16 protein-coding genes are annotated in these 13,725 nt (G+C 38.1%); 13 read left to right on the top strand and 3 right to left on the bottom strand.

Features of this window, described 5'->3' with window-relative positions; translation table 11 throughout:
- Positions 1 to 44 precede the first annotated feature (44 nt).
- The 11 genes from PP182_RS05180 (at position 45) to PP182_RS05130 (ending at position 6,897) form a co-directional block, all read left to right on the top strand.
- The gene (locus PP182_RS05180) at positions 45 to 944 is read left to right on the top strand and encodes a tetratricopeptide repeat protein (protein WP_272650270.1); all 900 of its coding nucleotides are present in this window, start codon (positions 45 to 47) and stop codon (positions 942 to 944) included.
- Between the two features lie 333 nt (positions 945 to 1,277).
- Positions 1,278 to 1,676, top strand: coding sequence for a hypothetical protein (locus tag PP182_RS05175; protein WP_272650269.1), 399 nt, complete (start codon positions 1,278 to 1,280; stop codon positions 1,674 to 1,676).
- A gap of 154 nt (positions 1,677 to 1,830) precedes the next feature.
- The gene (locus tag PP182_RS05170; protein WP_272650268.1) at positions 1,831 to 2,289 is read left to right on the top strand and encodes a CatA-like O-acetyltransferase; all 459 of its coding nucleotides are present in this window, start codon (positions 1,831 to 1,833) and stop codon (positions 2,287 to 2,289) included.
- Positions 2,271 to 2,366, top strand: coding sequence for a hypothetical protein (locus PP182_RS05165; RefSeq protein ID WP_272650267.1), 96 nt, complete (start codon positions 2,271 to 2,273; stop codon positions 2,364 to 2,366). The genes PP182_RS05170 and PP182_RS05165 overlap by 19 nt, the downstream gene beginning before the upstream one ends.
- 86 nt (positions 2,367 to 2,452) lie before the next feature.
- A complete protein-coding gene (locus PP182_RS05160) occupies positions 2,453 to 2,791 on the top strand; it encodes a hypothetical protein (protein ID WP_272650266.1) in 339 nt (112 codons plus the stop codon).
- 228 nt (positions 2,792 to 3,019) lie between these two features.
- A complete protein-coding gene (locus tag PP182_RS05155) occupies positions 3,020 to 3,592 on the top strand; it encodes a cupin domain-containing protein (protein WP_272650265.1) in 573 nt (190 codons plus the stop codon).
- A 111-nt stretch (positions 3,593 to 3,703) separates the two neighbouring features.
- The gene (locus PP182_RS05150; RefSeq protein WP_272650264.1) at positions 3,704 to 4,354 is read left to right on the top strand and encodes a 3-keto-disaccharide hydrolase; all 651 of its coding nucleotides are present in this window, start codon (positions 3,704 to 3,706) and stop codon (positions 4,352 to 4,354) included.
- An 80-nt stretch (positions 4,355 to 4,434) separates the two neighbouring features.
- Positions 4,435 to 4,887, top strand: coding sequence for a pyridoxamine 5'-phosphate oxidase family protein (locus tag PP182_RS05145; protein ID WP_272650263.1), 453 nt, complete (start codon positions 4,435 to 4,437; stop codon positions 4,885 to 4,887).
- Between the two features lie 106 nt (positions 4,888 to 4,993).
- Positions 4,994 to 5,536, top strand: a complete 543-nt coding sequence (locus tag PP182_RS05140) for a DUF4287 domain-containing protein (RefSeq protein ID WP_272650262.1) — start codon at positions 4,994 to 4,996, stop codon at positions 5,534 to 5,536.
- 151 nt (positions 5,537 to 5,687) lie between these two features.
- On the top strand, positions 5,688 to 6,290 hold the full coding sequence (locus PP182_RS05135; RefSeq protein WP_272650261.1) for a YkgJ family cysteine cluster protein: 603 nt from the start codon (positions 5,688 to 5,690) through the stop codon (positions 6,288 to 6,290).
- Positions 6,291 to 6,432: 142 nt separating this feature from the next.
- A complete protein-coding gene (locus tag PP182_RS05130) occupies positions 6,433 to 6,897 on the top strand; it encodes a hemerythrin domain-containing protein (protein WP_272650260.1) in 465 nt (154 codons plus the stop codon).
- Between the two features lie 80 nt (positions 6,898 to 6,977).
- On the opposite strand, the gene PP182_RS05125 is transcribed toward PP182_RS05130, so the two are convergent.
- Positions 6,978 to 7,892: a nicotinic acid mononucleotide adenyltransferase gene (locus PP182_RS05125; RefSeq protein WP_272650259.1), complete on the bottom strand. Its 915-nt coding sequence runs from the start codon at positions 7,890 to 7,892 to the stop codon at positions 6,978 to 6,980.
- A gap of 123 nt (positions 7,893 to 8,015) precedes the next feature.
- On the opposite strand from PP182_RS05125, the gene PP182_RS05120 reads away from it, so the two are divergent.
- Positions 8,016 to 9,017, top strand: a complete 1,002-nt coding sequence (locus tag PP182_RS05120) for an NAD(P)H-dependent glycerol-3-phosphate dehydrogenase (RefSeq protein WP_272650258.1) — start codon at positions 8,016 to 8,018, stop codon at positions 9,015 to 9,017.
- Between the two features lie 41 nt (positions 9,018 to 9,058).
- Positions 9,059 to 10,441, top strand: a complete 1,383-nt coding sequence (locus tag PP182_RS05115) for an alpha/beta fold hydrolase (RefSeq protein ID WP_272650257.1) — start codon at positions 9,059 to 9,061, stop codon at positions 10,439 to 10,441.
- A 10-nt stretch (positions 10,442 to 10,451) separates the two neighbouring features.
- Here the strand turns inward: PP182_RS05115 and PP182_RS05110 are convergent, their stop codons facing one another.
- On the bottom strand, positions 10,452 to 12,119 hold the full coding sequence (locus PP182_RS05110; RefSeq protein WP_272650256.1) for a glycerol-3-phosphate dehydrogenase/oxidase: 1,668 nt from the start codon (positions 12,117 to 12,119) through the stop codon (positions 10,452 to 10,454).
- 82 nt (positions 12,120 to 12,201) lie between these two features.
- Entirely contained in the window at positions 12,202 to 13,686 is a 1,485-nt protein-coding gene (glpK, locus tag PP182_RS05105) for a glycerol kinase GlpK (RefSeq protein ID WP_272650255.1), read from the bottom strand.
- Positions 13,687 to 13,725 lie beyond the last annotated feature (39 nt).

The raw sequence follows: 13,725 nt of genomic DNA, 5'->3' as shown, positions 1-13,725 counted from the left end.
CTCGGATTTATATATCTCAAGTATATGCCAAATTTTGACCATCTATGAAAATTTCTATAAAAGTATTGACCTTATTTCTTTTATTTTCTTGTCAACAGACGGAAAAAACAGATTGCAATTATATAACGGACTATTTTCCCCACACAACCAAAGCAGAAATAGAATTTTATTCAGGAAATTACGAAACATCCTTTCAAGATTTTCAAAAAGCGTTTCTGAGCTGTCAGTCACTAGCTATTGGCAATCATAATGACATAGGACTATTTGCAAAAGTTTGTGCCGAACTAGGTAAAGAAGATTTGGCGCTTGACTTTATTGAAAAACGTATTGCGGTTGGAGGAACAATTGGCGAGTTCCAAAACGAAAATATTTTTGACAATTTGCTGAACTCGAAACGTGGAAAAAAAATCGTTTCGGATTATGAGCAGAAAAGAGCAAAGTTTATTTCTAGCCTTAATTTGGACTTACGTTCAGAAATTCAAAATATGATTCGTCTTGACCAACAATTAAATAGCACAAAACTCCAAGACAGTATGTTTCAAGTCAATGACAAAAGGCTTGTTCAGATAATTGATGAATATGGTTATCCAAATGAACAAATCATAGGACCTTACAATCTTGACCAAATTAATTCCGACCCGACTATTTTACTACTTCACACCGACGATAGCATTCGGATAAATTATTTCATTCCTAGAATCAAAAAGTTTATCGAAAAAGGAAAGTGCTCACCATATACATTAGGCACCGTATTGGACAATTTAGAGCTGTTCAATGGAAAGCCACAAACCCATGGGACTTATTTGCAAAATGGCGGAGGACATGCCAATATGATTTCGGACATACAAAAAGTAAATGCCAATCGAAAAAATATCGGGTTGCCAACAATAGAAATGACCAAAAAGCTCGATAGTTTGAAAATGAAGTATTGGGAATCGAGATGAATTATAGTCCCAATAGATCACACAAAAAAAGTGGCATAACAAGGCCTATTACAAATAGGGCATAATGTACTATATTTAAGGGCTTGGGAGTATTTACTAAGTCCGCCAAATCTTTTGGATTTGGCAATTAAAAAGAAAAAATAATTACAAAACAAAAAGCACTGGCTCGCAGACCAGACGGAAACGAAAAGTTTCCTTGCCTGACCTACTTGCCATAGCAGAGACGTTAAAAGAAGAAATTTGGAATATCGAAAAGCTTATAAATATCTTTATTGTATTGTTCTGTTTTTTCTGTGTCATTCTGTTTTCTCCCAAGACCTAAAGCAAGAAAAGATGGAGCAACTAAGCTTCTTGGTTGGAGAATGGGTGGGTACATCAAAAATTTACGAAAATGGGATTGTTACCAAAAAAGGTTCTGCCTACGAAAAAATCTCCTATGATTTAAACAGGAGCATTCTGGTCATTGAGTTGAATACCGAATTTTTGCAACTCCATACGATAATCCTCTACGATGAGGCAGACGAAAAATATTACTACTACCGATTTTCTAAAGAAGGGTCCGCTAGATATCCTGCAGAATTTAAGGAAGAAAAACTCATTGTATGGAAAGATGAAAAGACCAGATTCGTTTTCGGTAGCTCTCCCGAGGGGGGCTTTAAAGAATATGGAGAACAATTGATCAATGGAGATTGGGTAAAAATTTTCGAAGATACCTTTAAGAATACGCAGTAAATGAATTAACAAACACATCCATGGCTCTAAACAATGGTGCCATGCCCTCTTGGATTTTTAGCTCTCTGTGTATACCAAATTACTTGCAAATCCATATACTGCCCATAAGTATATTGGCAATAATTATAATCAAAAACCTATATAAAAATTTTTTATGAAAAAAATTGACCTGGCTACATGGAAGAGAAAAGAGCATTTTGATTTTTTTTCAAAAATGAAAAGTCCAACGTTTGGAATAGTCACCGAAGTAAATTGTGAGCAATGCTATAAGAATTCCAAAGAAAAGGAAGAATCCTTTTTCGCGAATTATTTACATAAATCAATGATTGCCGTCAATGCTGTAGATGAATTAAAATATAGGATCACAAATGGAGAAGTAATAGCCTTCGGAAAAATACATGCAGGAATTACCATAACAAGAGAAGATGAAACGTTCGGTTTTGGCTTTGTGAATTTTTCTTCTGATTTCGAAACCTTCAACATAGAATTACAGCGTGAAATTTTAGCGGATTATTACATCCAACAAATTATGGTCAAAAAGAATCCGTACCAAAAATCACCTTTGGAAAATTTACGCTTCGGGAAGGAAAAAAAATGTTGCCCGTTTCAATAGAGGCGCACCATGGCTTAGTGGATGGTATTCATATAGCAAAATATCTAAGTGAATTTCAAAATCAACTGAACATCTAGTACTATCAATTATTACAGATAAACAAAGATTAATTTAGGCCAAGTTTGCGCCTCTGGAGTTAAGACCTCGCAGCATCAAAAGAATTATGGATTCAGCTAAAAAACTATTTATTCTTAAGTTAATCCACACTATCATTTGGTCTTTTTTTGTTTTTGTTATATTCTATGTGCTTTATTCGGGGGTTACCAATAGAATTAATCGCTACACTTGGATCGGAATCGCTTTGATTATAGCAGAAGGTATAAACCTTATTATTTTTAGAATGTTCTGTCCATTAACATTGATTGCCCGAAAATATTCGGATTCTGACAAGGACAATTTTGATATTTTTTTGCCCAACTGGCTAGCAAAGTACAATAAGCAGATTTTTACTTCAATCTTTATTGTTGGTGTCTTAATGGTGCTTTACCGTGTACTTTTCTAAGATTCAGCTTTATTGAGAACAGTAGCAAATATCACTTTGCAATAAGCGATTCTAACTTTGACCATACATCCTTAAATCCTAAATCCAACCATTTAAAGAGTCAATCCATCTCACCATTAGGGCTTTATTTATGGTAGTTCGTATTATCAATACTTTAATTACGTACATTAGATTTTACCGCAGTACTTTCCAGAATATCACTTTAAGGTCAAATTAATACTTCATACTATGAAAAGAAAAGGGTTCTTTGCAGCGCTTATAGCCTTGACCACCATTCCGCTTTTTGCCTCTATCCCTACCCAAAAAACTACTAAAAGGAAGGGGAAGGATAAGGGATTTAAAGTCAATGCAGGGGAAGGTCGAATTCATGGGCATCTAAAACTAAGGGGGGTGAATTCCAATATTTTGGATGTTAAAATATCAGGAAAAGACACAAACGACGAGCTGGCCGTTTTTGAGCAGACATCTCTGTCCCAAGGGAGAGGTACCCCACTTCACGTGCATACTTCACAAGATGAAATATTTTACATATTGGAAGGTGCATATTATTTTCAGGTGGGTGATGAAAAATATCAAATGGCCGTGGGCGATAGCATATTTTTACCTAGAAATGTTCCCCATGCGTGGACCCAAAAATCCAAAACGGGAAAGATGACTGTCATTTTGCAACCCGCAGGAAAACTTGAGGATTTTTTTGTAACCATGGCAGGATTGGACCATGAACCGACTCTAAAAGAAATTGAGGGCATTTTTGAAGATAATGAGATGAGAGTAGTTGGCCCTCCTTTGCTTCTGGAGTAATTATTATTGTTCTAAAACCACTTTTTGCATTTGATTTTCAAAATCATGAAAGAGTAGTTGGTCATAATATTTTTCAATACATTGTAGTCTCAACCAAAATAGCAATTGAGAATGAAACCTAGACTTATCTTATTTCTATTTATCGCCCAACTCTTTTTAGTGGGTTCGGCCTCTGCACAGCAAAAAGACAACTCCAAAAACGATGGATGGATTTCCCTGTTTAACGGAGAAAATTTAGAAGGTTGGAAAGTCGGAAAAAATGCCTCCAGTTTTTCCATTGTGGACGGGGCCATTAAGGTTCAAGGAGACGTAGGGCATCTTTTTTATAACGGTGAAGTAGAAGACCATCAGTTCCAAAATTTTGAGTTTAAAGCTACCGTGATGACCAAACCTGGGGCGAATTCCGGGATTTACATCCATACAAAATATCAAGAAGACAGTTGGCCTTCACAAGGCTACGAAGTTCAGGTTAACAACTCCCACACCGATTGGAAACGTACCGGAAGTCTCTATGACATCGTAGATGTAAAGGAAAACTACGTACATGACGACGAGTGGTATACCGAATACATAAAGGTAGAAGGCAACAGGGTCATAATTAAAATCAATGATACCGTTGTTGTGGATTATACAGAACCTGATCAACCTAAAAGAAATGAAGGCTCCATGCGCCTATTGAAAGGAGGGACTTTTGCACTACAAGCCCATGACCCTAACAGCATCGTATTTTTTAAGGATATCATGGTAAAACCACTGCCCTAAAATCCCAGATTTTAAAGTATTGGTGATAGAGCATAACTATTAACTAAGATTTTTCAATTAAAAGGATTACCACCACTGAAATGGAACTTACTACAGATATAAAAAAATACATCCACAACAGCGTTTTGTGCTGGCTGGCTACCGTTTCATCGGAAGGGGTTCCAAACGTATCTCCAAAGGAAATTTTCAACTATTACGGCAAAAAACACATCATAATTGCCAACATTGCGTCACCACAAACGATAAAAAACATAAAACAGAATAAAAATGTTTGTATAAGTTTTATTGATATCCTAGTGCAGAAAGGTTTTCAAATAAAAGGTAAGGCGGAAATCATAGGAAAAACGGATGTGGAATTCAACGAAATGGAAAAAATCTTCAATAAAATGATCGGTGGTAAATTTCCCTTTGCATCAATCACCAAGATTTCTATTGAAACAACCAAGCCAATAATTGCACCAAGATATATACTGTATCCAAAAACCACCAAAGAAGAACAAATACTAAGTGCTAAAAAGACGTATGGCCTGTAGCAGTGAGCTATTTGGATTTAAAAATTAGAAACAAATTCTTAATTTAAGGTCAAATTCCTTTTTTAAGGTGAGGGAGATTTAATTGGTGTAATAAATATTGAATACAATGGATAGTGCCTTACAAACTATGATTCAAAACATGCCCGAAAAAACCGGGAAGTCTCTGGAGGAATGGAAGAAAATTTTAAAGACAAAATCCTTCACCAAGCATTCCGAGGGTGTCAAATTTTTAAAAACGGAATATCAGGTTACCCATGGATTCGCCAATACTATTGTAAGCCTATCCAAAGAGGAAACGGTTTCTGATACCGATTTAGTCTCGGAACAGTATAAGGGAAAGGAAGACTTAATTTCCATCTATAAAGGGCTGATTAGTTACGTAAAAACTTTAGGGCAAGATGTTACCATAACCCCAAAAAAGACAAGTGTAAGTGTAATACGGAAAAGGCAATTCATTTTGATCAAACCTGCTACAAAAACAAGAATTGACCTAGGGTTTAAATTAAAGGACAAACCCATGACCGGCCGGTTGGAAGACTCCGGCCCCTTTGGCACAATGTGTACCCATAGAGTTAAACTAGCAGATGTTGAAGATATAGACTTGGAACTAAAAGGTTGGATAAAGGAAGCCTACGAAAAGTCTGTATAGATAACAGCTCTCATTTTTTTAAAAGAGATATTCTCCAAATGTAAAAATACTAGTTCGGGTTTTAATATTCTTTAAAGTTTTAACTCTATCCTTTATGTAAAATGAAATGTAAAAGCGAGTGTTTTAAAATCTACCTTCGCTCGAAAAATAAATGACCTTACCAGATAAAGTAACGTTGATAGAACAGTTGTTCCATCAACTGGAAAAGGAAACCTCAGCTTTTCAAAATAATACGGGTTTAAGTTGTCTTTCTGGATGTGGAAGGTGCTGCACCTATCCGGATATCGAAGCTTCCCCTTTGGAGTTTTTACCATGGGCCTTTCATTTGTTTTTAAATGGCGGGGCCGAAAGAATGTTGCAGTCCCTAAGGGAGATTAAAACGGCTACCTGCGCAAACTACCGGCCTCTTACCGTTGTGGACCAAGGCCATTGCAATACTTATAAGTATCGCGGGCTTATATGCCGGTTGTTCGGTTATGCGGCCAACACGGACAAATATGGCAAACTGCGACTGGCCACATGCAAAATCATCAAGGAAGGTCAAGCGGAAAATTTTGCGTCGGCATCGGGAAAAATAAGCCAAGGTATATCCGTACCCGTGTTTACGGAGTACTATATGCAACTCAACCAAATAGATTTTCATTTGGGAAATATCATTGTACCCGTAAACAAAGCTTTAAGAATGGCGCTGGAAGAAGTGTTGCAATACTATGCCTATAGACCGCTTCCGCTTTCGGACAAGGAGTGCGTTTAAAACGCATTAGAACTAATCTTTGATTTAATGGAGGTAAGCATAGGAGTGCCCATGGCTTACCTTGTTTCTCTATTAATCCGGAAGCTAATTGCTGCCTCTCTTATTAAGCTGGCCAAATTAGAGTCCCCAAAAAGATTTAGAAATGAACATTTATAAAGCCATCAAGGACGATCATGATATCCAACGGGAATTATGCTCCAAAATCCTAAAAACCTCAGGAGATTCCGAAAAAAGAAAGGATATCTGGGAGGAATTGAAGAAGGAATTGGAAGTACATGAAGTTGCGGAAGAACGATTTTTTTATTCCCCATTGATAGATTCCGATAAGATGCAGGAAGATGCCAGACACGGCATGGCAGAACACCATGAAATGGACGAACTCATAGAAGAATTGGACGATACCGATATGAGTTCCCCTCATTGGCTGGCCACAATGGAGAAACTTGCCGAAAAAGTGGAACACCATTTAAAGGATGAGGAAGAGGACTTTTTTAAAAAAGCAAAGAAAATCTATTCCAGTGAAGAAGCAGAATCCCTAGCCAAAAGCTATGGGGAAACGGTTTCAGAATATAGAAAGGGATGGCCAGAAGCTATTCCCGGTAAATAACAGATAGTTGCTATTTCAACAAAAAACCGCCGGGAGATTTTATACTCCCTGGCGGTTTGAACAACTAACCAACCTAAAAACTATTTTGCTCGCTTCCTTACCACATCCATGGTAGGATGGGAAGTCTTTATTCTTTTCTTAGCTACGGCACCTTTGCCTGTTTTTAAATATTGCTGAGATCCCCTACGCTTAAATTCGTAAATGGTTCCGCTATCTGGGTGGTATAATTCTATCGTACCATCATTGATTACGTAAAGCTCAAAATAATCGTTACCAAAAAAATCATAATCCAAGGTCAAGGTCTTTAAGGAAGCATCGTTGGCAACATCATAGACCTGATAATTTCCTTCATAATCCCATTGCAGGTTACCCAAGGACGTTCCAGGTGCGTCGACCGAAGAACGAAACATATTGGGTAGAAATTTAAGAAAGTTTTCGTCATCAAAATCGTTCAATTCCCCTTCATTACTGGTATAGGTCTTTTCCCAAGCATCGTACTCCTGGATAAAGTAATTGATATTATCATAAAACACCTGGTCGTAATCAAAATTGCTTATTTGATAACCTTGCAGTATATATGATGTATCCGTGCTGGGGTCGTAGAGCTCTATCGTACTTCCGTTTACGGCGTACACCTCCAATAACCAAGTACCATCCACATCATGATCTATTTCTACCACGCCACGGTACACATCATAAAAACCAACATCGATTCCAAATCCGTTTCCAGTCTTCCCGATACCCACAATATTATTATTGGCATAAAAAGTGCCACGATCAAAACTAACGGTAAAGGCCCTTTGTAAAAAAGGAACTTGCCCATTTCCACGGGTTTCATTGATATCTACATACCATAGGTCGTACGATTGCAAAACCTGGTCTGTATTGAAGGCGGATTCCTCAATGAATTCATCCTCCACAATAACATCTGCATAGCAGGAAACCAATAAAGTCGCCAGTAATGCATATCCGAAAAGTAGTTTTACATGTTTCATAACCTATAGTTTTAATTCCGATTAAAAGAAAACAAGCACCGTGCCAAAAAACATAACTAATTGATAATCATTATATCATACGCAATTTATTATTTGGTAATTTTGTATTAATATTTTAATTGTATGAAGGAAGAAGTGAAATTTGCAGTATTGGGAGGCGGGAGTTGGGCCACCGCGATAGTTAAAATGTTAACCGCCAACCAAGATATGGTGGGCTGGTATATGAGAAACTCCGATGCCATTGGATATCTGAAAATACAAAAGCACAATCCCAACTATCTTACCTCTGTGGAGTTTAAGACCGAGCAGCTATTCCTAACGGATGACATTAATGAAATAGTGGAATATGCCGATATCTTGATATTTGCCATTCCATCTGCTTTTTTAATGGAAGAATTGGCCAAACTTACCGTGTCCTTGGATGATAAAATCATATTTTCCGCCATTAAAGGTATCGTACCCGAAACCGGAAAAATTGTTGGTCATCATTTTCATGATACCTATAATATTCCTTTTGAAAATATAGGAGTGATTACAGGGCCTTGCCACGCCGAAGAGGTCGCCATGGAACGACTTTCTTATCTAACGATAGCCTGTGCCGATTCAGCAAAAGCCAAATTGGTGGCCACAAACCTCTCTAGTAGTTTCATAAAGACCAAAATAACAAAGGACATTATAGGCACCGAGTATGCCGCAATGCTAAAAAACATTTACGCCATCGCAGCCGGTATTGCCCATGGCCTTGGTTATGGAGATAATTTTCAGAGTGTATTGATGAGCAATGCGATTCGGGAAATGAAACGCTACACCAAAAGAATACATAAAATAGATCGGAATATAAACCAATCCGCCTATTTGGGAGATTTATTGGTTACCGGGTATTCTACATTTAGTAGAAACCGAATGTTCGGAAACATGATTGGTAAAGGCTATACCGTAAAGAGTGCACAAATGGAAATGAGCATGGTCGCCGAGGGGTATTACGCCACCAAAAGTGCCTACCAAATAAAGAACGATTTTAAGAAAAAAGTGAAAACCCCCATTATTGATGCGGTGTATGAGGTACTTTATGAAAGTAAAAATGCCAAAAAAGTTTTTGTAGCCTTGACGGAGAAATTGGATTAATTTGTTTTATTATCTTTCAGATTATCAAAGTGATAGAAAACATGCGTTTATTTATACTATTTTTTATTGCTATCCTACTGACCTCATGCGATACGACTCCTGAGTATGCCTCCATTGATGGAGTTTTGGAGGTACCTGAAAACCGAGCTAATCCTAATTCCAGGACACTCCAATTAGTATACAAAATACTGAAGGCTAAAAAATTAGATTCTACCAAGGCACCAATTGTTTATTTGCAGGGAGGACCTGGTGCAGCTACTTTGATTATGGAGGAGTATTGGAAAAATCACCCACTTAGAGATGATAGGGATGTTATTCTTATGGACCAACGTGGAACTGGAGAATCAGCTGCAAACTGTATAAATGTGGGGCAGGCAATATTTAAAATAATAAGAAGAGATTTAGATGCTAAAGGGGAAGAATTGGCATTGGACTCTATCTTCAATAAATGTAAAAATACGCTTAAGAAAAAAGAAGTTGATCTCGCCGGATATAATAGTCGGGAAAATGCTGCCGATTTTGAGGATCTGCGTAAAGTATTGGGCTATGAAAAATGGAATCTTTATGGAGCTTCCTATGGTACAAGATTGGGTTTGACGATAATGCGCGATTTCCCTAAAAGTATTCGCTCTTCTACATTCATAGGGGTTTTTCCTCCGGAAATAGGATTGTTTGGTGACTTGATTTTAAATTTTGAAAATTCTCTTTTCGAGGTATTGGCGCAATGTAAACTAAACGATAAATGCAACGAACGATATCCTGATCTTAAAAATCGTTTATTTAAAACCCTAAATAAATTAAAAACACAACCCCTACAATTAAATTATGATTCAGAAGTATTGGTACTGAATTATAGAGACGCCCTATTAATATTGCATCAATCTCTTTATAGCAGCTATTCCATAGCCTATATTCCAAATATTATTGAGGCCTTGGAGCAAGGATATTCAGAACCCATCATCAATGCACTAAAACGAGTAGAATTCATTTATTCCCTTGTGAATTGGCCTATGAATAATTCAATTATGGCCTATGAGGAGCTACCCTTCTTTAATAGCGCCGAAATGGACGAAATCTTGAAGAAGTCACAGTTAGGTTTTGATGTTGCTACCTTTGAAGGGCTTGGTTCCTTATCCAATTGGCATTCCTTCAGGGCTGATGATTTAGAAAATGAATCTGTAGTTTCAGATATACCAACACTTCTGATTTCCGGAGGTTTAGATCCAGTTACTCCGCCAAGCAATGTCAATGGAGCCCTGATAAATTTAAAAAATGGTCGTCATGTTATTTTTAAAAATGAGAGTCATGATATTTACAACCCTTGCTTTCTAAAAATTAGCGAGGAATTTATCAATGACCCCTATAAAAGTCCGGATATAAATTGTAGTAAGGAAGGAAAGCAAATCGCATGGTTTGTAAACTAAAAAAACAGGATTAAGCCCTATTCAAGGAAAAATCTGAATGCTCCTTAATTTCCTGTTGCAAGGTTTCCTTCCATACCGAAATTTGGGCATCGTCCGATTTGAAAATAGTTTTAAACTCTTTCAAGACCGGTTTCATATATGTTTTGATGCTTTCAATATCAAAATATAATCTACCCGTTCTTCTGATGAAGAAATCCATAGGATTTTCTACCATTTCGCAATCGATACCATATTCCAATTCCGCCAAGACAAGTTTGGTAGCGTTATCCTTTTCTTTTCTTTGGTAATAAAGCGCTAAGATAGCTTCTGTTTGTTCGCCATAATTCGTCACCAAAAACCAAGCATCATGTTTGGAAAATCCATCTGGTTTAATACGCTCATGAACTTTTTCAATATATTTTTTTACGTGCTTAAACTTCTTAAAGTTATCATTTCCACAGAGCGATATTTTATCGGTGAAACACTTTTTGGACACCATTTCGTGCTCTAGCTTTAATTTTTCCACAACACGGTCCACGACCCGTTCGGCCATTTTTCGATATCCGGTTAACTTACCACCGGCAATACTAATAAGTCCCGTATCCGATACGAAAATCTCGTCCTTTCTGGATAACTCGGATGCGGACTTTCCCTCTTCATGAATCAGCGGCCTTAATCCCGCCCAAGAGGAAATAATATCATCTAACTCTAGATGAATGTCGGGAAACATATTGTTGACGGCAGAAATAAGATAAATGGCATCCGCTATATCCGTTCTTACCTTGTCCTTATTATCATTATAATTGGTATCCGTAGTACCAACATAGGTAATCTTGCCCCTAGGGATTGCGAACATCATTCGACCATCGGGGATATCAAAATAAACGGATTGTTTCACGGGAAGCTTTTCAAAAGGAAAAACCAAATGTACTCCCTTTGTTAAATGCAATTGTTTTCCTTTTTTAGAATTGTTGAGGACTCTTAAGTCATCTACCCAAGGACCTGCAGCACTGATAACATATTTTGAATTGATATTGAACTCAGCCCCCGAAACCTCATCTTTCGCCTTTACTCCAGCGACCTTTTCTTTCTTATATATAAAATCGGTAACTGTAACGTAGTTCAAAGCTTGAGCTCCAAAGCGTAAGCTTGTTTTTATGTTTTCAATGGTAAGTCGTGCATCATCCGTTCGATATTCCGCATAATAACCGGCACCGTTCAATATTTTTTTTGGCAAAAGAGGCTCCAGTTTCAACGCTTCCTTCTTCTCCAACATTTGCCGTTTGTCATCGCCCGAGACCTGAGCCAAAATATCATACACCTTCAGCCCTATGGACGTCAACCATTTTCCATAGGAACCATTTTCAATCAAGGGTAACAACATTTTTTCAGGGAGTACCAAATGCGGAGCCAGTTTATGAACAATGGCTCTTTCCGAACCCACTTCCTTAACCAACCAAAAATCGAATTGCTTTAAATAGCGCAAGCCTCCGTGTATCAATTTGGTGGACTTACTACTCGTACCGGAAGCAAAATCGTTTTTTTCCAGCAACGCTACTTTTAAACCCCTTGATGCGGAATCCAAAGCAATCCCAGCACCCGTAATTCCACCCCCAATAACCACCAGGTCAAAAGTTTCGGTTTCTAGTCTTTCAATATATTTCGCTCTGTTTAAATTGGAGAATTCTATATGCTGCATAACCCTTTTTCTTCTATAAAGATAGGAGGTAGCTCTCGAGCTTAGACCCCGCACTTCATAATTTAATGATAAAATAATAAGCTTATTCCTCTTCCCATGCCTTGGACCTTTCAATAGCCTTTTTCCATTTGGCATACAAACGTCTTCTTTTGGCACGGTCAAAGCTAGGTTCAAATATCCTGTTCATAGGTCTATTCTGGTCAATATCCGCTTGTGTCCAAAGCCCTACTTCTATGCCCGCTAAAAATGCCGCTCCCATGGCAGTAGACTCTATAACTTCCGGCCGGTGAACCTCCGTATCCAAAATATCCGCCTGAAATTGCATTAGATAATTGTTGGCACATGCGCCGCCGTCTACCCTAAGGTTTTTCAACTGCAATCCGGAATCATCTTCCATGGCTTTAAGAATATCCTTGGTCTGGTACGCCAAGGATTCCAAAGTTGCCTTTGCCAAATGAGCCTTTCCCGTATCCCTGGTGAGGCCAAAAATAGCACCTCGGGCATACATGTCCCAATATGGTGCCCCCAAACCTGCAAAGGCGGGCACAACGTAGACAGAACTCTCTCCTTTCACGGAATCTGCCAACTCCTCAGTTTCCTTGGCATCGTCTATGATTTCAAGTCCATCCCTTAACCATTGTATTGCGGCACCAGCGATGAATATACTGCCTTCAAGAGCATAATGTACCTTTCCATCCAAGCCATAGGCAATGGTCGTCAATAAGCCGTTTTTAGAAAATTGAGGTTCTTCGCCAGTGTTCATTAGCATAAAACAGCCTGTCCCATAGGTGTTTTTTGCCGTCCCTTTTTTAAAACAACCCTGCCCGAATAATGCCGCCTGTTGATCCCCTGCAATCCCTGCAATTGGAATTTTGACTCCGTCGATTTCAAAATCCCCAAAATGGAATGCTGAGGGCTTCACCTGTGGAAGCATACTTTTAGGGATTTCCATGGCTTCCAAGAGCCTATCGTCCCATTTTAGGTTTACGATATCATACAGAAGGGTTCTTGATGCATTGGTGTAGTCCGTAAAGTGGTTCTTGGTAACGGTCATATTCCATACCAACCAAGAATCAATAGTACCAAATAGCAGCTCTCCTTTATCGGCCTTTTTGCGGGCCCCTTCCACATTATCCAAAATCCATTTTACCTTAGTACCGGAAAAATAGGAATCGATAACCAAGCCTGTTGTTTTCCTAACGTGTTCGGAAAGTCCTTCCCTCTTAAGATGTTCACAGATACCTGCGGTTCTCTTATCCTGCCAAACAATGGCATTATAAATAGGTTCTCCCGTATTTTTATCCCAAACTACGGCTGTTTCCCTTTGGTTGGTGATACCTATTCCTTGAACATCGTTTAAATCGACATCATTTTGGGCGATTAATTCTTTTAAAACACCTAGCTGTGTTTCCAATATTTCATTGGCATTGTGCTCTACCCAACCAGATTTAGGAAAAATCTGCTTGAATTCTTTTTGAACCATTCCCTGAATCCTACCTCTTTCATCCACTAAGAGGGCTCTTGAACTCGTAGTACCCTGATCTAGTGAAATAATATATTTTCCCATAAAATTTACTTGAATTTACTGCAGCTGGGCTACTTATTC

The organism is Maribacter sp. PR1, assembly GCF_028464145.1.
GTDB lineage: Bacteria > Bacteroidota > Bacteroidia > Flavobacteriales > Flavobacteriaceae > Maribacter.
This window is presented reverse-complemented; position numbering and strand designations above follow the sequence as displayed.

Coding starts and splice junctions, on each gene's coding strand:
- PP182_RS05180 (WP_272650270.1), top strand. CDS start 45: ATGAAAATTTCTATAAAAGTATTGACCTTATTTCTTTTATTTTCTTGT.
- PP182_RS05175 (WP_272650269.1), top strand. CDS start 1,278: ATGGAGCAACTAAGCTTCTTGGTTGGAGAATGGGTGGGTACATCAAAA.
- PP182_RS05170 (WP_272650268.1), top strand. CDS start 1,831: ATGAAAAAAATTGACCTGGCTACATGGAAGAGAAAAGAGCATTTTGAT.
- PP182_RS05165 (WP_272650267.1), top strand. CDS start 2,271: ATGTTGCCCGTTTCAATAGAGGCGCACCATGGCTTAGTGGATGGTATT.
- PP182_RS05160 (WP_272650266.1), top strand. CDS start 2,453: ATGGATTCAGCTAAAAAACTATTTATTCTTAAGTTAATCCACACTATC.
- PP182_RS05155 (WP_272650265.1), top strand. CDS start 3,020: ATGAAAAGAAAAGGGTTCTTTGCAGCGCTTATAGCCTTGACCACCATT.
- PP182_RS05150 (WP_272650264.1), top strand. CDS start 3,704: ATGAAACCTAGACTTATCTTATTTCTATTTATCGCCCAACTCTTTTTA.
- PP182_RS05145 (WP_272650263.1), top strand. CDS start 4,435: ATGGAACTTACTACAGATATAAAAAAATACATCCACAACAGCGTTTTG.
- PP182_RS05140 (WP_272650262.1), top strand. CDS start 4,994: ATGGATAGTGCCTTACAAACTATGATTCAAAACATGCCCGAAAAAACC.
- PP182_RS05135 (WP_272650261.1), top strand. CDS start 5,688: ATGACCTTACCAGATAAAGTAACGTTGATAGAACAGTTGTTCCATCAA.
- PP182_RS05130 (WP_272650260.1), top strand. CDS start 6,433: ATGAACATTTATAAAGCCATCAAGGACGATCATGATATCCAACGGGAA.
- PP182_RS05125 (WP_272650259.1), bottom strand. CDS start 7,892: ATGAAACATGTAAAACTACTTTTCGGATATGCATTACTGGCGACTTTA.
- PP182_RS05120 (WP_272650258.1), top strand. CDS start 8,016: ATGAAGGAAGAAGTGAAATTTGCAGTATTGGGAGGCGGGAGTTGGGCC.
- PP182_RS05115 (WP_272650257.1), top strand. CDS start 9,059: ATGCGTTTATTTATACTATTTTTTATTGCTATCCTACTGACCTCATGC.
- PP182_RS05110 (WP_272650256.1), bottom strand. CDS start 12,119: ATGCAGCATATAGAATTCTCCAATTTAAACAGAGCGAAATATATTGAA.
- glpK (WP_272650255.1), bottom strand. CDS start 13,686: ATGGGAAAATATATTATTTCACTAGATCAGGGTACTACGAGTTCAAGA.